The sequence below is a fragment of the Lampropedia puyangensis genome, assembly GCF_004833285.1.
Classification (GTDB): domain Bacteria; phylum Pseudomonadota; class Gammaproteobacteria; order Burkholderiales; family Burkholderiaceae_C; genus Lampropedia; species Lampropedia puyangensis.
Genome location: NZ_STFG01000005.1, coordinates 148,261 through 170,000, shown reverse-complemented (window position 1 = coordinate 170,000; position 21,740 = coordinate 148,261). Strand labels below are relative to the sequence as shown.

General features: G+C 54.0%; 18 protein-coding genes. 9 read left to right on the top strand and 9 right to left on the bottom strand.

What is annotated here, in order from left to right; all coding sequences use genetic code 11:
* Nucleotides 1-9: 9 nt before the first annotated feature.
* Nucleotides 10-1,413 carry a 3-deoxy-D-manno-octulosonic acid transferase gene (locus E9531_RS07170; RefSeq protein WP_136573066.1) on the bottom strand — a complete coding sequence of 468 codons (1,404 nt, stop codon included), beginning with the start codon at nt 1,411-1,413 and terminating at the stop codon, nt 10-12.
* A 17-nt stretch (nt 1,414-1,430) separates the two neighbouring features.
* Nucleotides 1,431-2,813, bottom strand: a complete 1,383-nt coding sequence (locus E9531_RS07165) for a phosphomannomutase/phosphoglucomutase (RefSeq protein WP_136573065.1) — start codon at nt 2,811-2,813, stop codon at nt 1,431-1,433.
* A 302-nt stretch (nt 2,814-3,115) separates the two neighbouring features.
* On the opposite strand from E9531_RS07165, the gene E9531_RS07160 reads away from it, so the two are divergent.
* From E9531_RS07160 to ligA, 4 genes are all read left to right on the top strand, one after another.
* Nucleotides 3,116-3,364 carry a GlsB/YeaQ/YmgE family stress response membrane protein gene (locus E9531_RS07160; protein ID WP_136573064.1) on the top strand — a complete coding sequence of 83 codons (249 nt, stop codon included), beginning with the start codon at nt 3,116-3,118 and terminating at the stop codon, nt 3,362-3,364.
* A 133-nt stretch (nt 3,365-3,497) separates the two neighbouring features.
* The gene (locus tag E9531_RS07155) at nt 3,498-4,022 is read left to right on the top strand and encodes a hypothetical protein (RefSeq protein ID WP_136573063.1); all 525 of its coding nucleotides are present in this window, start codon (nt 3,498-3,500) and stop codon (nt 4,020-4,022) included.
* A gap of 109 nt (nt 4,023-4,131) precedes the next feature.
* A complete protein-coding gene (locus tag E9531_RS07150; protein WP_136573062.1) occupies nt 4,132-5,373 on the top strand; it encodes a cell division protein FtsZ in 1,242 nt (413 codons plus the stop codon).
* A gap of 105 nt (nt 5,374-5,478) precedes the next feature.
* Nucleotides 5,479-7,623: an NAD-dependent DNA ligase LigA gene (ligA, locus tag E9531_RS07145; RefSeq protein ID WP_136573061.1), complete on the top strand. Its 2,145-nt coding sequence runs from the start codon at nt 5,479-5,481 to the stop codon at nt 7,621-7,623.
* Between the two features lie 11 nt (nt 7,624-7,634).
* Here the strand turns inward: ligA and E9531_RS07140 are convergent, their stop codons facing one another.
* Entirely contained in the window at nt 7,635-8,432 is a 798-nt protein-coding gene (locus E9531_RS07140) for an AraC family transcriptional regulator (protein WP_136573060.1), read from the bottom strand.
* Between the two features lie 204 nt (nt 8,433-8,636).
* On the opposite strand from E9531_RS07140, the gene E9531_RS07135 reads away from it, so the two are divergent.
* Complete coding sequence (locus E9531_RS07135) at nt 8,637-9,887, top strand: MFS transporter (RefSeq protein WP_136573059.1); 1,251 nt, start codon at nt 8,637-8,639, stop codon at nt 9,885-9,887.
* A gap of 42 nt (nt 9,888-9,929) precedes the next feature.
* Here E9531_RS07135 and recG read toward each other — a convergent pair whose 3' ends face one another.
* The 6 genes from recG to E9531_RS17470 form a co-directional block, all read right to left on the bottom strand.
* Complete coding sequence (gene recG / locus E9531_RS07130) at nt 9,930-12,080, bottom strand: ATP-dependent DNA helicase RecG (protein ID WP_136573058.1); 2,151 nt, start codon at nt 12,078-12,080, stop codon at nt 9,930-9,932.
* A gap of 53 nt (nt 12,081-12,133) precedes the next feature.
* Nucleotides 12,134-12,640, bottom strand: coding sequence for an outer membrane lipoprotein YfiB (yfiB, locus tag E9531_RS07125; protein WP_244610018.1), 507 nt, complete (start codon nt 12,638-12,640; stop codon nt 12,134-12,136).
* 24 nt (nt 12,641-12,664) lie between these two features.
* Nucleotides 12,665-13,921, bottom strand: coding sequence for a diguanylate cyclase DgcN/YfiN (gene dgcN / locus E9531_RS07120; RefSeq protein WP_136573056.1), 1,257 nt, complete (start codon nt 13,919-13,921; stop codon nt 12,665-12,667).
* Nucleotides 13,918-14,511 carry a regulatory sequestration protein YfiR gene (gene yfiR / locus E9531_RS07115; protein WP_158291734.1) on the bottom strand — a complete coding sequence of 198 codons (594 nt, stop codon included), beginning with the start codon at nt 14,509-14,511 and terminating at the stop codon, nt 13,918-13,920. The genes dgcN and yfiR overlap by 4 nt, the downstream gene beginning before the upstream one ends.
* 195 nt (nt 14,512-14,706) lie before the next feature.
* Nucleotides 14,707-15,603 (bottom strand): DMT family transporter, encoded by an 897-nt coding sequence (locus tag E9531_RS07110; protein ID WP_136573054.1) that lies wholly within the window; start codon nt 15,601-15,603, stop codon nt 14,707-14,709.
* Nucleotides 15,604-15,815: 212 nt separating this feature from the next.
* Nucleotides 15,816-15,956, bottom strand: coding sequence for a hypothetical protein (locus E9531_RS17470; protein WP_158291733.1), 141 nt, complete (start codon nt 15,954-15,956; stop codon nt 15,816-15,818).
* A gap of 84 nt (nt 15,957-16,040) precedes the next feature.
* On the opposite strand from E9531_RS17470, the gene hemW reads away from it, so the two are divergent.
* From hemW to tsaD, 4 genes are all read left to right on the top strand, one after another.
* Nucleotides 16,041-17,252, top strand: coding sequence for a radical SAM family heme chaperone HemW (gene hemW, locus E9531_RS07105; RefSeq protein ID WP_136573053.1), 1,212 nt, complete (start codon nt 16,041-16,043; stop codon nt 17,250-17,252).
* A gap of 205 nt (nt 17,253-17,457) precedes the next feature.
* Nucleotides 17,458-18,228 (top strand): osmolarity response regulator transcription factor OmpR, encoded by a 771-nt coding sequence (ompR, locus tag E9531_RS07100; RefSeq protein WP_136573052.1) that lies wholly within the window; start codon nt 17,458-17,460, stop codon nt 18,226-18,228.
* A 355-nt stretch (nt 18,229-18,583) separates the two neighbouring features.
* Nucleotides 18,584-20,056: an ATP-binding protein gene (locus E9531_RS07095; RefSeq protein WP_136573051.1), complete on the top strand. Its 1,473-nt coding sequence runs from the start codon at nt 18,584-18,586 to the stop codon at nt 20,054-20,056.
* A 321-nt stretch (nt 20,057-20,377) separates the two neighbouring features.
* Nucleotides 20,378-21,511, top strand: a complete 1,134-nt coding sequence (gene tsaD, locus E9531_RS07090) for a tRNA (adenosine(37)-N6)-threonylcarbamoyltransferase complex transferase subunit TsaD (RefSeq protein WP_136573050.1) — start codon at nt 20,378-20,380, stop codon at nt 21,509-21,511.
* The last annotated feature ends 229 nt before the right edge of the window (nt 21,512-21,740 follow it).

The following is a 21,740-nucleotide window of genomic DNA, read 5'->3' as shown; positions in this document are numbered from 1 at the left end:
AATCCACAATCAAGCAGCAGGCGTATCCCTGTTGCCTGAATTACGACACAGCCAAAGGTTGGTCAAATGGCTGGCTAACGCATCCAAAGCACCGCGGTGCGCTTGGGCAAAGGCAAGCGCTTGTTCTTGCATCATGGGTAGGCGATGGCTGTCGTGTGCCAACTGCACTGCAACCGCAACGGCTTCAGGCATCGTATTGACACGGATGGCCGCCTGGTGCTCCAAGGCATCAACCGCCGCCTGTGTGAAGTTAAATGTGTACGGCCCCATGACAACAGGGCAAGCACAGGCACAAGCCTCAATCAGGTTCTGCCCCCCTAACGATTCAAACGAAGCCCCCAGTAAAGCCACATCGGCCATGCTGTAGTACAGCGCCATTTCGCCCATGCTGTCACCAAGCCACACATTAGCATGCGTGGGCAGCGCTGCTGCCTGCATCACACCCCATGCGCTGCGGCGCGCCAGCGTCAGCCCTTTGGCCTCGACCAGACTTGCAACAGCAGCAAAGCGTTGAGGATGGCGGGGCACCACCATCCACTGTACGGTTTGCTGCAACTTGTTTTGAACAATCGCATCCAGCCAAGCCGCCTCTTCACCTTCCCGTGAGCTGGCCAGCACCACGATGGTTTTGCCAGTACGCTGCCAGTATTCACGGCGCATTTGCAGTCCTAACGCGACCTGTTGCGCATCGGGTTGGGCATCAAACTTGATGTTTCCTGTTATCCCTAGCACTGAAGCACCCACAGATTGCAAGCGATCGGCATCGGTGCTTGTTTGCGCAAACACTCCTGCCAAGTCGCGGTATGCAGGCCCCATCAGCCAACGCGTCTTTTGAATGCCTTGCAGAGATTTCTCATTCAGACGCGCATTGACTAACCAAAGCGGTACGCCTTGATTCGCACAGCCTTGCACCATATGGGGCCAGACTTCGGTTTCCATCAGCACGCCCATTTGAGGCCTGAAGTGCGCCAGGAACCTCCTTACTGCACGTGGTGAATCCCAAGGAAACCATGCCTGCAGGTCTCCTTCGCGCAAATACTTGCGGCCTTCTTCGCGCCCTGTGGCGGTGCCGTGCGTCAACAGAATGCGCAAACCCGGAATACGCGCGCGCAGCGCACCCAAAAGCAAACCTGCGGTGCGGGTTTCGCCCAGCGAGACTGCATGCACCCAAAGCAAGGGGCCGTTTGGCGCCCGTTCTGGCGATTGCGCCGGGTTATTGCCTTCATGCTTGTAAAAGCCAAAGCGCTCAGAGACGTGTTCGCCGTATCCAGGTTCTTTCAATGCACGTTTGCGCAGCTTCTTGCGCAACAAGGGAGACGCCGCGCTTATCGCAACACCATACACAGCCAAGGCAACACGCTCAACCCAACGCAGCGGTGTACGCACAGACTCCGCGCAGCGGGTTGGCCCCATAAACGGTTGTTGCCCACTCAATGGGCCGCCGCCGCAATGTGCGCGTCGGGCTTGACGCTGTGAACCAATGCCATGAATGCCGCGCGAATACGCTCAAGGGCTTGAGGCGTTTGTCCCTCAAAGCGCAGCACCAACACAGGCGTGGTGTTGGAGGCGCGCACCAAGCCGAAACCATCAGGCCAATCAACCCGCAGGCCATCAATGGTGCTTAATTGAGCGGGTGCCTCAAAATGCGCTTTGGCGACCAACTCGGCAACCAAACGATGCGGCTCACCTTCTGCGCAGGCGATGTTCATCTCTGGGGTGCTATGGCTGATGGGCAAAGCGTTGAGCTGGGCTGAGGGATCTACCCCTTTGGTAAGAATTTCAAGCAAACGGCAGCCCGCATAGGTGCCATCATCAAAGCCATACCAGCGCTCTTTGAAAAAGATATGGCCACTCATTTCACCGCCCAATGGCGCATCAGTTTCACGCATGCGGGCCTTGATCAGAGAATGCCCCGTTTTGAACATCACCGGCTGCCCGCCTGCATCACGGATAAAGGGGGCCAATTGCTGCGAGCATTTGACGTCGTAAATAATTTCTCCCCCGGGTACGCGAGAAAGCACATCTTGCGCAAACAGCATGATTTGTCTGTCTGGAAAAATGTTTTGCCCCTCTTTGGTGACAATGCCCAAACGGTCTCCATCCCCGTCAAACGCCAAGCCCAACTCCGCATCGCTATTTTTCAGTGCGGCAATAAGGTCCTGCAGGTTTTCTGGCTTACTGGGATCTGGGTGGTGATTGGGAAAACTGCCATCGACCTCGGTAAACAGCTCCTCCACTTCACAACCAATTGCACGCAGCACGGCTGGCGCAGTTGCACCGGCAATACCATTGCCTGCATCGACAATGATCTTGATGGGCCGCGCCAAACAAATATCTGAAGCAATGCGGGCAATGTATTCAGGCACCACATCGTGCTCACGAATGCTGCCTTTGTGTGCAAAGTCCCACTGCGCTACCTCAATCAACTGCCGCAGATGCTGAATGTCATCACCGTAAATAGCCTTGCCAGCCAACACCATCTTGAAACCGTTGTAATCTTTTGGATTATGGCTGCCGGTGATTTGAATGCCGCTTTGGGTGTGGGTTGCCGCAGCAAAATACAAAATCGGCGTGGTCACCATCCCCACATCCAATACATTCAGCCCCACATCCGTTAGCCCTGCCATCAGTGCTTGCTGCAGCTCTGGGCCACTCAAACGACCATCACGCCCCACAGCCACCTCGCGCTCACCGAGCGCTTTGGCAACCGTGCCAAATGCACGGCCTATGTTGCGAGCCACATCTGCTGTGAGCGTCGTAGGCACCACACCTCGTATGTCGTAGGCTTTGAAAATAGCAGGGGACACTTGCACGAAAAGCTCCGTTTAATCGTTTGAGATGGCGCCGATTGTAGGGCTTCGAGCCAATTCAAAGTGGCTACAGCAAACCCAAGTCGTAACCGCAATAAAGCACGGAACAGGCGAGATTGAAACCAATCAACAGCATTCATCCCTTCGCCATGACTTGACAAACAATCCCTTACGCCATTACTCAAGCATTTTGGTGTAAGGTCGCAGGGCAATGCATGCGAGCAAATGCATTGCATCTGACTTGATATTGGGCTTGCCGCCCTTAAACATTGTTCTCTAGTAGCAAGAAAACTGAAGGAGTGATTATGGGAATTATCTGGACAATTTTGATCGGCTTGGTTGTAGGGGTTGTGGCACGGTTCCTCAAACCGGGTAACGATCCGATGGGTTGGATCATGACCGCAGTGCTTGGCATTGCCGGCTCCTTCTTTGCCCAGTTTGTTGGTGCACAGATGGGGTTTTACCAAGAAGGTCAAGCCGCAGGGTTTATCGCCTCTGTGATTGGAGCCATTGTGCTTTTAATCATCTGGGGCCTAGTCACCAAGAAAAAATAAGGTTTAGTGCACACAGCACTCCACTCATGCAGTGTGGGTGCTGTGCAGAACGCTGCACCACGTCTAGTCCTATTGCCAGAAAGGCAATAGCCAATGGTGCTTGGTATGTTTCCTGCTTGAAAACTCAACACCTATGAATTGGTTGCCTAAATCCGCTACGGCCAGTGCAGCAAATCTTGCTGAGGGTTATCCTGAACTTGAGCAGGCCGTTCAACGCAGCAAGAAAATTCTTCACAAGAAGGCCTTGATGGCAGCAGTCGCCAGCTCGGTCCCCATTCCCGGTCTGGATTGGGCTGCTGATGCGGCTCTTTTGACCAAATTAATCCCACAAATCAACCGGGAATTCGGCCTTAGCCCAGAACAAATCGACGCCTTGCACCCCGAAAAACGTGAACAAGTGCAAAGAGCCGTTGCAATGGTAGGGTCTGTTCTTATTGGTAAGCTCATCACCCGGGAAATGGTGGTCAAGCTTGCCACCACCATCGGTGTACGCATGAGCAGCAAACAAGCTGCCAAGTTTGTTCCTTTTGCGGGGCAAGCGATCTCTGCCACGATTGGTTATGCCGCGTTGCGCTACCTTGGAGAGCAACATTTGCGCGAATGCGTTGAAGTCGCCAAACAGGCGCAACTGCCATTGCCAGCGACGCACTCCAAATAAACCGTTTTCTACTTGCCCTGACACAGCCTTCGCGGTAACAAATGCGGCAAAAAAATCCCCGCATTCCCGGTCTAAATCAGTGCCCGATATTCCTACAATAGCAAGCACTATGAGCACCTTGCAAACCACCTTCATCATCTTGGGCGTTGTGATTGTTTTAGCAGTCATTGGATACAACGCTTGGTACAGCGCCACTTATGCACCGCGCAAAGCACGCCCTGTGTCTGATGAAGATGCAGACAAGCCGCAAGCCCCTGCTTCTAATCGCAGAGAACCATCGCTGGCTGGTGAAATCGCCTCACTGAACAACGTCGATGACACAGCGCATGCGCAAGAACCTTTACTCAACACAGCAGCCACAAACAACCATAAGGGCGGCCTATTCGGCAAAGGCAAGGCACCAAGCTCAATGGCGCCTGCAGAAGAGCCTGTGCACCAGCAAGAGGCGGCCCCTTCTGCAGGGCTCGTTCCGCCTGCGCAAGTGCTAGAAACACCAAGCCAGCTGTCCAGCACACCCCTTGCTGTTGCTGCACAAGAATTTGACAGCTTGGTCTTTAGCGTCGTGCCGCTGGAGTTGGAAAAAACCGTCTCTGGTGATGCAGCGTTGGCAGCACTGCCACCGACACGACGAATTGGCAAAAAACAATTTTTGATTCAAGGCTTGAACCAACAAAACCATTTGTGGGAGTCTCCACGCGCCGGCGCACGTTACAGCCAGTTTCAAGCAGCGATTCAATTGGCCAACCGGCAAGGGCCGCTCAATGAAATTGAGTTTTCAGAATTTGTATTGAAAACGCAGGAATTTGCAGATGCGATTGGCGCATCGCCCGACTTCCCAGACATGTTGCATGAGGTTGCTCGTGGGCGTGAAGTCGACCACTTTGCGGCGCAAAATGATGCTATTTTGAACCTCATGCTGGTTGCGCAAAGGGCAACTTGGAGCCCTGGGTATGTCCGTCAGACGGCGGCTCAGTTCGGTTTCAAGAGTTCAGTTACTCCAGGACGCCTGATTTTGCCTGCAGCGTCCCCGAACTCTCCGCCGGTCTTGGTGCTTAACTATGATCCGCAAGCAGCCATGGCTGATGACCTCGACCATGCGCCGGTTCATGAAATTCTGTTTTCTTTGGATGTGCCCAACGTGGATCGCAGCGAGAATGCTTATGAACGCTTGCGAAGCATTCTTGATAGCATGGCCCAAACCATGGAGGGCGCAGTGACCGACCCCGAGGGCCGCAAACTTCCGGCAATGGCCATTGAATCGATTGGGGCCGACATGGAGCGCATTTATGATGCGCTTGAAGCACGTGGTTTTCCAGCAGGCAGTCCATCGGCGCTAAAACTATTCAGCTAACCCCCTCCCTAGCAGGCGGCAGTAGCCGCCTTTTTTATTGGGTTGTTGCTCAAGCAAAAATTACCGCGTGATGCGGATCTGCCCCCTCCCATATCCCTGCGCACTATGCCGTCATCTACACCATTAGACTCAACATTGCCGTTATTTCCTTGCGCCACCACAGATCAAGCGCAGCTTGCAGCGCAGTTGCGAGCCCAATTGCAGCAATGGGAACATGCTTATTACGTACTGGATACGCCACAAGTTCCAGATGCAGAGTACGACCGCGTGTTCCGTGAATTGCAGGCGATGGAGGCACTGAATCCAGAGCTGATCACCGCAGACTCCCCTACTCAGCGCGTAGGCGGCAAAGCGATGGATGGATTCACTCCCGTACGCCATCGCGTCCCGATGCTCAGCATTCGCACCGAAACCGATATCACTGCAGAAGGCGCCCGCGCATTCGATACCCGTGTGCGCAAAGAGCTGGGCCTGGAGCCCGGCGACGAGCCGGTGCAATACCAGGCTGAGCTGAAGTTCGACGGCCTGGCCATCAACCTGCGCTATGAAAACGGCGTCCTGGTGCAGGCCAGCACCCGTGGCGATGGTGAAACCGGCGAAGACGTGACCCATAACATCCGCACCGTGCGCCAAATACCGATGCGCCTGAACACCGACACGCCGCCTGCGGTGGTGGAAATTCGCGGCGAGGTCTATATGCGCCGCGACGATTTTGAAGCCCTCAATGAGCGCCAGCGCGAACGCATTGCCCAGGGTGAGAAAAACGAAAAAACCTTTGTCAATCCGCGCAATGCCGCTGCAGGCGCGATTCGCCAGCTCGACCCGACAATTGCCGCGCAGCGCCCCTTGTCGTTCTTTGCCTATGGCTGGGGCGAGTTGCAAGGCTGGAGTGAGCAGCCCACCACGCAATCAGCGACGCTGGACGTCTTTGCCAACTGGGGCGTGCCGGTCAATGCCGACCGCGTTATCGCCACCGGTGCAGAAGAACTGGTGGCCTTTCACGAATCGATTGGCCAGCGCCGCGATGCGCTGCCGTTTGACATCGATGGCGTGGTCTACAAAGTCAACCGCCTGATCTTGCAGCGCGATATGGGCTTTGTCTCGCGCGAGCCGCGCTGGGCCGTCGCGCATAAATTTCCGGCGCAAGAAATGCTGACCACCGTGCTGGCCATTGACGTGCAAGTGGGCCGCACCGGCAAACTGACACCGGTGGCCAAACTCGCACCCGTTTTTGTCGGCGGCGTCACAGTGACCAATGCCACCTTGCACAATGAACTCGAAGCCCAGCGCAAGGACGTGCGCGTGGGCGACACGGTGATCGTGCGCCGCGCGGGCGATGTGATTCCCGAAGTGGTTGCCAGCCTGCCCGACAAGCGCCAAGGCGATGCGCCGCTGTTTGTGATGCCGCTGCATTGCCCGGTTTGCGGCAGCGATGTCGAGCGCGAAGAAGGCGAAGCCAACCACCGCTGCACCGGCGGGCTGTTTTGCCCAGCCCAGCGCAAACAAGCGGTGATCCACTTTGCCAGCCGCCGCGCGATGGACATTGAAGGTCTGGGCGACAAGCTGGTTGACCAACTGGTCGAAGGCGGCCATATCCAATTGCTGGGCGATCTGTACCGGCTGACACTGGCGCAATGGGGTGCGCTGGATCGCATGGGCGAGCGCTCGGCCCAAAACCTGGTTGCAGCTTTGGAGCAATCCAAAACCACCACCTTGGCGCGCTTCTTGTACGCGCTGGGCATTCGCCATGTCGGCGAGCGCACTGCCAAGGACATTGCTGCGCACTTTGGCAAGCTCGACGCCTTGATGGGCGCAGACGCCAGCCAAGTCGCCAGTGAAGAGCAATTGCTCACGATCCGCGATGTCGGCCCAGTGGTTGCGCACAGCATCCACACCTTCTTGCAGCAAGAGCACAACCGCGCAGTGCTGCGCGACTTGCAAGCCCAGGGCATCCACTGGCCAGAAACCGATGGCGCCAGCCAAGACCCGGCGGCCAAACCTTTGACTGGCCAAACGATTGTGCTGACCGGAACCCTGACCCAAATGGGCCGCGACGAAGCCAAAGACCGCCTGGAAGCCTTGGGCGCGAAGGTCTCGGGCTCAGTGAGCAAGAAAACGCATTACGTGATTGCAGGCCTGGAAGCAGGCAGCAAGCTCACCAAGGCACAGGAATTGGGCGTGACGATTGTCGACGAGTCCGCGTTTTTAGCCTTGCTACAGCAATGGGAAGGCGCTACGGCCGCGTCTTAAAAACCGCAGCGCTACTGGTAAAACTCGGAAGGCGGCAAGCCAAAATGCCGCTTGAACATCGCCGAGAACGCGCTGGGGCTGGCGTAGCCACAATCCAGCGCCACGCTGAGCATCTTGTGGCCTGCGGCCATTTTTTGCAGCGCCAGCATCAGCCGCGCTTGCTCGCGCCACTGGGCAAAGCGCATGCCCAGCTCCTTGCTGAACAAGCGGTGCAAGGTACGCTCTGAGACATTGATGCGCAGAGCCCACTTGGCCGCATCGGTCGGGTCCGCCGGGTTGCTGGCCAAGGCCTGGCAAATGCGCGCCAGCCGGGCATCGCTGGGCATCGGCAAATGCAAGGCCATGGTGCTGGAGACGCGCAATTCATCCACGATCAATTCCAGAATGCGCGTTTGCCGGGCATCCAAAGCCGCGGTGGGCGAGATCGAGGAAGCGGCCACTAGCAGCTCACGCAGCAAGGGCGAGACCACAATCGCACAGCTCTGGCTGGGCAAATGGGGAATTTGCCGGGCATCGATATACGCGGTGCGCATCAACACATCGCCCGACATGATGACGTTGTGCCGCACGCCCGCCACCAGCCACAAACCACGGTTGGGCGGTATGACCCAGGAGCCCAAATCCGAATGCACCAGCATCACGCCCTTGGTGGCATACAGCATCACGCCCTTGGTGGCATACAGCAACTGCCCGCGCGGATGGCTGTGCCAGCCGGTGGCTTTGCCATTCGGGCTGGCCTCTTCCATGACCACCAGTGCTCTTGGCAGGTTGTCGTATTGTTTGGATTTGAGTGTTTGTGAATCGGACATGGCAGGATCGCGACAGATTATGACGCATTGGCGTACGATTGTCTTTGTTACCAGGCGTATGCTTCGCCCGGCTGTCCATCGAAGAATGGAATGCACCGACTGCTTGATCGATGCTCCCATGGCTCTGCGGGCAGCCCAGCATTGTTGCCACCACTTTGGCCAATGCCTTTGCTATTGCTATTGCTTTTGTTCCAGCGAGACACCATGACCGCCTCTACCGCGACCACCGAGCCCATCGGCGTCCACCCGCCCAGTCCAGCGCCTGCTGCTGGCACTGCTGCTACTGCTACTGCCCACCACGGCTTTTTATTACCCATTGTGGGCGCGGCGGCGATTGCGCATTTGCTCAACGATGCCATTCAGGCGATGCTGCCAGCGATTTTCCCGCTGCTCAAAACCAATTTCACGCTCTCTTACGCCGAGATTGGTTTGATCGCCCTGGTCTACCAGCTCACGGCCTCGATCCTGCAGCCCTGGATTGGGCTCTACACCGACAAATACCCCAAGCCGTATTTGCTGCCCTCGGGCATGTGCTGCACCTTCATCGGCATTGGCGTATTGGCGATTGCACCCAATTACGCGACCTTGCTGCTGGCAGCGGCCATCATCGGCATTGGCTCGGCAACCTTCCACCCGGAAGCCTCGCGCATTGCCCGGTTGGCTTCTGGCGGGCGTTTTGGCACTGCGCAGTCAACTTTTCAGGTTGGCGGCAATGCGGGCTCGGCCATTGGCCCTTTGCTGGCAGCAGCCATCATCATCCCAATTGGCCAGAAAGGCGCCGCCTGGTTCATGCTAGTGGCCGCTTTGGCGAGCGTCGTGCTGTACCGTATGACTGTGTGGGTGATTGCGCACGGTGCCAGCCGCCATATGGCTTTGGCCAAAAAGCACACCGCCGGTCTGGACAAGAGCTTGGCCGTGCGCGCGATTGTGGTGATTTGCATTTTGATGTTCACCAAGTTCATCTACATCGCCCTGTTCACCAATTTCTTCACCTTTTATTTGATTGAGCGCTTTGCGCTGAATGTGCAGCAAAGCCAGCTGTTCCTGTTTGTGTTCCTCGCCTCGGTGGCGATTGGCACGTTTGCCGGTGGGCCGGTCGGTGACCGCATTGGCCGCCGCGCCGTGATCTGGACGTCGTTCTTGGGCGTGATCCCGTTTGCGCTGGTCTTGCCGCATGCGAACCTGTTCTGGACCGCGGCGATCTCGATTGGCATTGGTTTGGTGATGTCCTCGGCCTTTGCCGCGATGGTCGTCTACGCACAGGAAGCCGCGCCTGGCCGCGTGGGCATGGTGTCGGGTTTGATGTTTGGGCTTATGTTTGGCATCAGCGGCATTGGCGCAGCGGGCCTGGGGCTGCTGGCCGATATGAAGGGCATTATCTGGGTCTACCAGGTGATGGCTTGGGTGCCGCTCTTGGGCATGGCGACCTTTTGGTTGCCCAAGAAAAGCAGTTAAGCGACTGCGCTTGGATAATGCGCTGAGCGCCGTAAGAGGTGCTCAGGCCTTCAAATAATCCCAGCGCCCACCCAGCCAGCGCTGCATATGCTCTTCGGCCAAATGCGGATGGTCTTTGAGCATGATCGGCGCCAGTTCTCTGGCCCACTCCAGCAGGTGCTGGTCAGTCTCCAGATCGGCAAAGCGCAACAAGGCCGCACCAGACTGCCTCGCTCCCATGAACTCACCGGGGCCGCGAATCTCCAAGTCTCGTCTGGCAATTTCAAAGCCATCGTTGGTCTGTGCCATGGCGCTGAGTCGATCCTTGGCCGTATCGCTCAAGTGGCCACTCTCACCAGTTGAGTAAAGCAAAATGCACGCCGATTGAGCACTACCTCTGCCAACACGGCCGCGCAATTGGTGCAACTGAGACAAACCAAACCGCTCGGCATGCTCCACCACCATCAGTGAGGCGTTGGGCACGTCCACCCCTACTTCAATCACTGTAGTGGCGACCAAAATACCAAGTTCACCAGACGAAAAGCGAGCCATAACTTCTTGCTTCTGTGCCGCAGGCATGCGCGAGTGCAACAACCCCATAGGAATATGTGGCATGGCTTCTTGCAAATCTTCGTAGGTGGCGGTCGCATTAGAAAGATCCAACGCCTCACTCTCTTCAATCAAAGGGCATACCCAATAAGCTTGACGCCCTTGGGTCACTTGGTGCTTGAGCCGCTCAATCAACTCTTCTCGGCGGCTATCAACAATCAATCGGGTCACTACTGGAGTTCTTCCTGGCGGCAACTCATCAATCGTTGAAACGCTCAAGTCGGCGTAATAGGTCATTGCCAACGTGCGCGGAATAGGCGTGGCAGACATCATCAGCATATGCGGCTCAAGTACCGCTCCTGTACTAGCCTGCTGCGCATTAGCCCCTTTACTGCGCTGGCGATCGCGCAGACTCAAGCGTTGTTCGACACCAAAACGATGCTGCTCATCAATGATGACCAAACCCAAATGATCAAATTCAACATGCTCTTGAATAACCGCATGAGTGCCCACAACCAGTGCGGCTTCACCGCTACGCACCATATCCAGCATGTGCTCCCGTTGTTTTTTCTTTTGTGTTCCAGCCAGCCATGCTACTTGCTTGCCGCGTGCCACCAATAAGGGGCAGAGCCAATCAGAGAGTTTTCTGAAGTGCTGCTCGGCCAAAATCTCTGTGGGGGCCATCAAAGCACACTGCCAGCCTGAATCGATGGCGATGCAGGCAGCCAATGCGGCCACAACCGTTTTACCCGAGCCCACATCGCCTTGCAACAGCCGGTGCATTGGAACGTCGCGAGCAATATCGTCAGCAATCTCCGTGACGACACGCCGCTGCGCCTTAGTAAGTTCAAATGCAATCAACCCCAGAAGCTGCTCATGCAAGGCCAGCTCACCCCTCTTACGAACAGGTTTTAACACAGGGGCTGTGAACTGCTCGCGCAGCTGGCGTACCCGCCACTGAGAGAGCTGTTGGGCCAGCAACTCTTCGACCTTGAGGCGCTGCCACGCCGGGTGGCTGTGGTCTTCCAGGGTCTGAATCGCCACATCAGGCTGCGGATGGTGCAGAAACTGCAAAGCGCGATCTAAAGGCCACCAAAGCGGTTGAGCTTGTGCGCGTGGCTGGGCAAGGATGGGCGGCGGACCAATGGTCTGCCAAACTCCATCAGGTAAGGTTTCACGCAAGCGCACACGATGCAGCGCCATCACAATCATGCGCCGCAAATAGGCCTGCGGTAGGCCTTTGCTTGTGGGGTATACAGGAGTTAATGCAACAGGCAAAGGCGCCTCAACCTTGCGCAGTTGCGGGTGCACCATCTGCTTGCCCCAAAAGCCGCCACGCACTTCACCTTGAATGCGTAAGCGTTTGCCCGGTGCCATGGTTTTCTGCTGCGATGGATAAAAGTGCAGAAACCGCAACTGGCAACTGCCAGAAGTGTCTTCCACCACAACCACCAGTTGTCGCTTTGGCCGCTGCTGCACTTCGTTGGAAATCACCGTAGCTTCAATCTGGGCGACTTGCCCATCTCTAACCTCGGCAATGGGCACGATACGCGTATCGTCCTCGTAACGCAGCGGCAAGTGCAAGACCAAATCGATGTCTCGCAACAAGCCCAGCTTATCCAGTGCTTTGCCAATAGCAGGATTTACTGAAGAAGATGTGGCCATACCGCTTTAAAAAACCCTGCCAGAAAATCGAACTAGATCAAAAAAAACATAGGTTAATTGACGTTGCTAACGATTACAGAGACACGGCGATTCATAGCGCGCCCTTCTTCAGTCGCATTGTCTGCAATCGGTCGTGTGGGGCCCAAGCCGCGAACTTGAATAGCAGCCGGGTTAAAACCTGTTTCCTCCATCAGCGCCGCAACCGATTGCGCACGTTTTTCAGACAGCTGCATGTTGTACGCCTCATTGCCAACATTGTCCGTATGGCCATCAAGACGAACGCGGTTCACTCCGACTGTCAACAGCACCGTTGTCATTTTGGTCACAACGGTCTTGATTTCAGGGCTTGTTGTCGACGAATCCAACGCAAACAATAAACGTCCACTCAAATCCAGTTGCATTCCGTCATCAACGATGTGAAACCCCTCTTGCTCGAGCGCGGCAACCTGCGCAGCGCTCAGGCCTGCATGGCCTGCAGGCGGCGTCTGGCATGCTGCCAATACCAAGCCCGCCCCCAAAATGGCGAGACTCTTAGTCAAAAAATGTCGTTTACTCAGCACTGTCATTCTCCTAAAAGGTTATTTCTATTGCGATTTTGATGGCCACAAAGCGGGACTGTCCTGTCCATGCCTCTTGGCCGAATACATGGCCACGTCAGCAACCTTCATCAGCTGCTCAAGGGTTAGCCCGTCTTCTGGATATAAAGCTTCCCCGATACTGATGGACAGCTGCTGGCCTTGAGTCTCACCAAGTAAAACGGTTTGGCTGATTCTCTGAATGATTTTTCTCGCAATCAACTGTGTATTGTCCCTGCCTTTAACTCCTGCAAGCAAAATGACAAACTCATCCCCGCCAGTTCGAACGATTGCATCGGTCTGCCTGATTGATCGCTTGATCACATAGACGAGTTTTTTAAGCACTTGATCGCCAGCAGCATGCCCATAGCGATCATTAACCTGTTTGAAGTCGTCACAATCAAGAGCCAGTAAAGCAAAACTTCGTCCTGTTCGCTCTGATTCCTTGATAGCAATCTGAAAAAGAGGCTCCAGCTGCCTGCGATTGGCAGCGCCAGTCAACGCATCATGCTCTGCATGGTATGCCAGCAAGGCTTTTTCACCCTCAAGTGAACTATGCCAACGTTCAACCTCCTCAATCAAACTATTGATGTCACGGCCTAAGCGGTCGAGTTCAGCAATTTTGGTGTGGGGAATACGCTCATGGAAGCTTCGCTCGCGGGCAATACGGCGCATGGCGCCAGACAAAACGCCCAAAGGCTGCGAAAGCTTACGCTGCAAGTATTTGGATACTAAGGTTGATACGCCAGCACTCAGCACAACCGCAGCCAAAACCAAACCAATACCAACAGCAAGAAAACCCAATAGAGTATGGGCTTTGATGCGCACACTCACTTGCCCAATCATTTTTCCTTCGTGCACCACAGGCACCACTACCGGTTGCTTGATAACCCTGTTCGAGAGAATATTGGCAAATGCAGTCACAGCGCCTTCATCCCGGTAGGCTCCCAAAACTACTCCCTGTGTATCTTGCACCTGCGCCTGCGATAAGCCTTCGGGTTCAGCAATGGAGTCAAGTATTTGCTGCACTTCCACACGGTCATCGAACACCATGGCCGCCTCAACGTTGTAAGCCAAGGTCCTCGCCAACAGATTTAAATGCATATCGGCATACCTGCCAATCGTCCACATCCCTGCAGCAATCAGGCAAAGACTGGTGATCAGCACGATCACCAGCGCTCCTTTGAGTTGGGTCCTGCGTATTAGCCTGCGCAGGCTCATCTCGGAGGCGGGCGAAAGCTCTCGAACTTCGGCCCCGTTTTTCATGGGGCACTGCGCTCCTGTTCGCGCCCCATACGTAAGACTTGAGGATTCACCCGCAGGGTACTCAAAGCCATCGCGTCAAGATTGACTTGAAATGTGATGCGCTTACCTTGTTTTGCATCTAGGCAAAAAACAGCCCCTTCATCGCAAAATGGTGAATTCTCAATCACCGTCATCACAGGTAAATTCTGAATACTGGAGAGCACCGAAGCATGTGCTTGCGCAAAAGCTGACGTCAAGTACAACGCATCGCAGCCTTCAGGCAAACTGGTGCCATAAGGAGGTTGAAGCGTTTTTGTTTCCCACTGTTCGCGGTTGGCCAGAGCACTGACATGTTCTTGCAACTGGTTTGCAAATGAACTCTCAGCGACCACGCACAAGGTTCGCTTACTTTTCTGCTCCGGCCAGTAGGTGTAGCCCAACATCCCTGCAATGACTCTGGCAACCTGAGCATCCTCTCCAGTTGCCGCAGAATTATCGGCGGGAAGAGTACTTTTTGTTGGCGAGTCCGTTACCACAGCGGCTTGGGCATAGGAAAGCAGTGGGGCAAGGCACAGCCCGCTAACCAGCAGCGCAGCATAGCAACGAGTCATGATCTGGGATGCAGATCCCACGCTAAAACCTCCAACCTCAAAGAGCGAACAAAAGAAGAGCGCCATCATAACCGTTGGAAAAGCAGCATGCATGGAGACCTTAAGTTGTATACGCACTTGACACCGGTGCTTCAGGTCAGCGGTGACAACCTCTAATCGATCAATCTGACAAGAACGGCAACCTGAATTGGCTGCTCAACTCGGTTTAACAGCGCGCGTGCGCAAGAAGGTGGCCGCCAAGCCGCTAGCCACAATCAGCGCCATCCCAATCCACCCCCATAAACCCAATGCCTCAGAAAACAACAGCACACTATATATAGCGCCAAACACAATGCCTGAATACTGCAGGCTAGCTACTACAAGCGTATTTCGGGGGCCGGCTGCCGTGGAATACGCGCGTGTCATGCACAACTGCCCCAGTGCAGCCAATATACCAATAGGCAACAGCCACCACGCTTGCGGCGTGAGTAGTGAGTGCGTTTCGGTAAAAAGCATCACCACACCACCAGCAAGCATGCCTGCTGCTGCAAAGTAAAAAACGACTCGTGTTTCGGGCTCACCGATGCGCGCCAAAACCACCACCTGCATATACGCCAACGCAGCGAACATCCCCGAAAGCAAGCCTACAATGGCGGGCACGCTCTGGTCCGCCTGAAAACTGGGCTGCAGCATCATGACGACACCAGCAAACCCCATAAGTACCGTGAGCAATAAGCCTACATGCAGTGGTGGCTTGCTATTACCCACGCTGGGGCGCCAATACAAAAGTGCACTGGCCACGATGAAAACGCCAATCCACACGCTGCTCATGTAATTAAGCGTCATGGCCGTTGCTAGCGGCAACAGACCCAAGGCATAAAACCATGCACCTAAAGCCAGCACACCAATAAAACTTCGCCACGCATGCATGCCCGGATGGTGCGTTTTAAGTGAAACCCCTTGTTGCCTTGCCAGCAACGCCAAAATCGCCATGCCGATGACACCCCGGTAAAAAACCATCTCAGCAGCAGAGAAGCTTTCCGATGCATATTTAACGCAAACGCCCATCGTTGCAAACAGAAAAGCGCCCAAAACCATCCAAAGTGCGTGCATGCTTATGCCCTGTTGCTCTAGTGAAACGATAAATTTCTCAACCACAGGCAAAGTCAGGTGTCGCGTTGGATGCGGCAAAGCCGCACATACACGAAACGAAATTAATATGCGCATGGATGATGCTTTAGTTTGAATACCGCAGCGCCTGCTAGTGCAACTGGCTGCGCATTATTCTCCTAAGTGGCTCAATTGTATTGGGGGTGATCTCAGCATTAGCGCTGAATCTTCACATCAGTGCTGATGATTTTTAATCGCTTAACAGCAGGGGGGGGCAACCAATAGAAGCTGCGGCATGCAATGGTATTGATGGCATCGCCAGCGGAGGACTGTGCACGCAGGTAAGATTCGGCCACTTTGCTGCACCGCATCGGCGCCATAGCCCTCTGACAACACAGATCCGATCTGTCATGCTGCAGTGGTATTCGTTTTTTCTATTCATGTCCTACCCTGCCGATATCCAGCATTACATGCGCCCAGGCATACTCCAACTCAAAGAGCTGCCGCCACTGTCGCTGTACATCCACTTGCCATGGTGTATTCGAAAGTGTCCCTATTGCGATTTCAACTCGCATGCGCTTTCTTCGCCACAATCACCGGATGGGCAAGACCGCATGCAGCGCTATCTTGATGCGGTACAAGCCGATCTTGATGCGGCACTGCCTCTGATTTGGGGACGCAGTGTCATCAGCATTTTTATTGGCGGCGGTACGCCCAGTCTGTTTTCTGCTGAGCAGATTGACCAACTGCTCGCCAGTGTGCGTGCGCGTTTGCGCTTAGTCCCAGGCTGCGAAATTACACTCGAAGCCAACCCAGGCACATTCGAAACAGACCGGTTTGCAGCCTACCGCGCAGCCGGGGTAACTCGTTTGTCGATAGGAGTACAAAGCTTTGATGACGAGCATTTGAAAAAGCTCGGTCGGGTACACAGCCGCGACCAAGCTTTAGCAGCAGTACACGAAGCCAAAGAGGCTTTTGATACGTTCAATTTGGATTTGATGTATGCCTTGCCCGGGCAAACGCTCGCCATGCTCAAAGACGACTTGAAAACGGCTTTATCGGTTGCCCCCCCCCATCTGTCTGTCTACCATTTGACCATCGAGCCTAATACTTTTTTTGCCAAGTACCCTCCAGCCCTGCCGGATGATGATTTGGCTTACGACATGCTCGACCAGATCACTGAGGACACAGCGCTGCACCAGCTACACCGCTATGAAGTCTCTGCCTACGCGCAAGCTGCTCATCAATGCCAGCACAACCAAAATTACTGGCAATTTGGTGACTATCTTGGCATTGGTGCCGGTGCCCATAGCAAACTGAGTTTTGCGCACCGCATTGTTCGCCAAGTGCGAATACGCGATCCGCAGCGCTATACCGAAGCTGCACTGCAGGGGCAAGCCATAGCCCAGGACAGCGAAGTCAGTCGCAAAGATCTCCCTTTTGAATACATGCTCAACGCCTTACGGTTGCGTGCTGGTTTTTTGCTTGAGGACTACCAAAGCCGTACAGGCATGCCGCTATCAAGCATTGAAGCCGCCCTTGAGCAAGGCATAGAACGCAGTTTGCTTGAACAAGTCTCGCCCGGACACATTCGCCCCACTACGCGCGGTTTTGATTTTTTGAGCGACTTACAGGCCTTGTTTATCACCTAACTTTTGAAAGCATCAGAACGGCCAGACAAGACTTTGTGCGTTCTTTTTACTGTACCTGCCAAATATTCCCTCGCAGTATGATTTTCACGCAAAGAAGTAAACAGTTCACAATATGAAATTGTAACAATTATAAAAATCAAAGGCTTATCGGGATTTTTTTTAATTTTTTGGACACAATAGCCATGTTACAAATTCAGAAAATGCCATGAACACTGAAGAAAATACATTGATTGATGACGCTCAAGAACCCGTGACGACTGGTCGCGGCGACAAAATTCTGATCGTTGATGACGATGCCCGAATCCGTGATTTGTTGCGCCGCTACCTTGCGCAGGAAGGATTTGAGGTCATGGTCGCAGAGGACAGTAAAGCGCTCAATCGCGTGATGCTGCGAGACACGTTCGATTTGATCGTGCTTGACTTGATGTTACCGGGAGAGGATGGCCTATCCATATGTCGTCGCTTGCGCGGAAATAACGACCGCACCCCAATCATCATGCTGACGGCAAAAAGCGAAGATGTGGATCGCATTGTGGGCTTAGAAGTCGGTGCAGATGACTACCTTGGCAAGCCGTTCAATCCACGGGAGCTGCTCGCACGCATCCATGCAGTGCTGCGCCGCCGCCCTGCCATTGAGGCGCCAGGCGCGCCAGCCGGCGACAGTGCTGTGGCCCACTTTGGGGCATTTACTTTTGATATGGGAGCCCGTTCTCTGCATAAAAATGGTGAAGAACTGCCTTTGACGACAGGTGAATTCGCCATGCTCAAAGCCTTGGTACGCCATCCAAGGCAGCCACTGTCACGTGAAAAGCTGGCGTTATTGGCCCGCGGCCGTGAATTTGAACCATTTGACCGCAGTTTGGACGTTCAAGTCTCCCGCTTGCGCAAATTGGTTGAAGAAGATGCGACCTCCCCCCGCTACATTCAGACCGTTTGGGGTGTTGGCTATGTTTTTGTTCCGGATGGCAATAACTAACAGGCAGCAGCACACAAATCATGTGTGTTAGGCATTAGGGTTGTGCCGTGGCGGTAAGTTGGAGCGTGAACTGGCTGCCATACAAAGACCTCATAGCCAAGCTAAGCAAGCAATGTGATTTTTGTGTGCGTGTTGACCTGAATATATTGAACCGGCATTTGTGTGCCGGTTCGGCATTTCAGAGCGGCACCCATAAGAAAAGTGAAGGAGCAAGCTCAATCACGCAGCATCATCAAGGCATTCCATCATCGCCTATGATTCACAAATAGAAACGTTTCATCTATTCTCGTACGCGCTCTGTTTCGCATGCTAATGCGTCATTGCGCCCAACACTGCCTGCCCACACTACTTGGCTATGGAAGCTTACGACACGCCCAACGACACGTCGTTGATGTATCTGGATAACCTTGGATCGCGACAGCGGCGTATTCGTGTCACGCTGTTTTGGCGCACATTCATTTTGCTGGCCTTGCTGCTGATTGCCACAATTCTGGCGTGGCTTCAGTCTTTCCGCGCATTGGATACAGAGCCAAGAACACTGCACACGGCGCAGCAAATCGCCAGCATGGTCAACCTCAGTCGCGTGGGGTTGACGCATTCAGACTCGATTGCGCGCGTCTCTTTGCTCAAAACGATGTCAGAACAAGAAGGCATGCGGATACAACCCCATGAGCCGACTGACACCTATGAGTTAATGCCCGATACGCCCTTGGGCTTACAAATCACAGAAGAGCTTCGCAAGCGCATAGGTGCAGAAACCTTGGTTGCTAAAAGCGTCAATGGCGTTCCCGGCTTATGGGTTAGTTTTCGCTTGGGCGATGATTACACATGGCTGCTCATGGACGACTCCCGCCTTTCTCCAGTCGGCGGGCGAACGGTGTTGGTGTGGTTGATCACGGCCATTGCCGTATCGTTACTTGGGGCTGCGATCATCACACGCTTACTCAACAAACCAATTCAACAACTTTTTGATGCTACGTACCGCATGCGGGAGGGTGATTTTGGCAACAGCCAGCTCAATGAAGAAGTAGCAACCAGTGAGATTCGACAGTTGAATATTGGATTCAACCGCATGGCCGAGCAGCTCTCTAAAGTAGAGCAAGACCGTGCCGTCATGATGGCTGGAATTTCACATGACTTGCGCACCCCCCTGGCACGCCTTCGCTTAGAAACAGAAATGAGCGTCAGCGATGATGTTGCACGTGAACACATGGTGGCTGATATCGTCCAGCTCGATGCCATTATTGACAAGTTCATGGACTATGCTCGCCCAGTATCAGGTGTTCGTGCCAGCGTCAATTTGCAGGGTGTGGTCTCCAACTGTGTCTTTTCTATTCAAGAAACAGGGGAAATGGAAGTCAAAGCCAACGTCCCTGATTCGCTGTACGTATACGCCGATGAGGTCGAGCTCTCCCGCGTGGTCACCAACCTTTTAGAAAATGCGCGCCGCTATGGCAAGACGCCAGGTACGAACACCAGCAAAGTTGATATTCTGGCGACTACTTTTGCCAACGGAAAATACGTACTGTTGAAAATCAGAGACCATGGTGCAGGCGTGACGGAGGCTGACTTGAACAATCTACTCAAGCCTTTCTTCCGTGGTGACAGCGCGCGTACCGCAGCGGCAGGCGCAGGGCTTGGTCTGTCGATTGTCGACAAAACCATTCAGCGTATGGGAGGCCGCTTCGCCTTGACCAACGCGCAATCTGGTGGTTTGGTTGCACACATTCGGCTGGACCAAGCCCCAAGTAACAAACAATGGGAAGAAGAGCAGCGTCTGCAACGGCCCAAAGTCAAACGCAACTCTTTTCGTTCTACCCAGTTTTAGTTACTGAATATTCGAGCATCATCAACAGTTTCATTGGACTAATCCAATCTGCAACGATGCCCTAGTGTCCTAGTAATAAATGCGCCTGGAATCAAGGGATGCTCAACCTCAATCTGACTGATGCAGTAAAACCCAGATACAGCACGGAGACTCACTAGAACACTACACTAGAGGCATCAACACGCAACCGCGCTGCACAAGAAGTTTGAGAACCAAACATACCCAACACCCCTCCATACTTGACACCACGCCGCACGGCTGTGCTTTCCATTATTTGAATGGCAATAGCAGGTATAACCACTACGGCACAGCAAAATTTTCATGACACCTCCTTCTCCAGCAAAACAGGCCTCGATGCTAATCCTAGGCATAGAGTCTTCATGCGACGAAACTGGCGTTGCACTGGTTCGCGCAGACATTCCATCGCATGCTGCGAACAAGCCAGCTATACCGAAATTACTTGCACACGCACTGCACAGCCAAATTGATATGCACCAACTCTATGGTGGCGTAGTGCCTGAGTTGGCCAGCCGCGACCATATCCGCCGCGTAATTCCGCTGGCCGAACAAGCCTTGCAGCAAGCACAATGCCAGCTTAAAGACATCGATGTCATAGGCTACACGCAAGGTCCGGGTCTGGCTGGTGCGCTATTGGTAGGCGCTGGCGTGGCTTGTGCGCTGGGAGCAGCATTAAATAAACCCGTGTTAGGAGTGCATCACCTGGAAGGCCATTTGCTTTCGCCGTTTCTGAGTGAAGACCCGCCCGAATTTCCATTTGTTGCGTTATTGGTTTCCGGAGGACATACGCAGTTAATGCGTGTAGACGCGGTTGGCCGGTACACGATTTTGGGTGAAACCATTGATGATGCAGCAGGAGAAGCTTTTGACAAATCCGCAAAATTGATGGGTTTACCGTACCCTGGAGGTCCGATTCTGGCGCGGTTGGCTCGCGACGGAGATCCGCAATCATTTGCACTGCCACGCCCTTTGCTGCGTGGTGACAATCTCGACTTTTCATTTGCTGGATTAAAAACTGCCGTATTAACGCAAGTGCAAAAACTTGATGCTGATCTGGAGACGCGAAAAAACGATCTCGCTGCTAGCACGCAAGCGGCCATTGTGGAGGTTTTAGTCAAAAAATCCATGCTCGCTCTCAAACACACAGGTCTGAATCGTCTGGTAGTCGCAGGCGGCGTTGGTGCCAATCAACATTTGCGTGACCAATTGAATGCGCAATGCGCGAGACGAGGCGTCCGTGTGCACTACCCCGAGCTGTACTTATGCACGGACAACGGCGCCATGATTGCGCTCGCTGCAGCTATGCGTTTACAGGCCGGTTTGCAAGAACCCAATCGCGATTGGAGCTTTGATGTCAAACCGCGCTGGCCCTTGGATGCTATTACATCGCCTGCAAATCAAAGCACACTCGCCGACACGAGCAACGAACAGCGATGAACGACGCACAATAGCCAACGGCCAAAGTTGATTGATGCTAATAACCACCGGCAACCGTTGTGAAAACGTCTCTTTTACAGAGCGAACACATGCCTCTTTCACATCAAGCAATAGGCAGCAAGATTTAATAGATATATAATCCGCAGTTCTTTGTATGGGCACATACCGTACAAAGAATTTCAAAACAAGTGCACTGTGGGCTCATAAAGGGATTGCGAATGCAGCATCA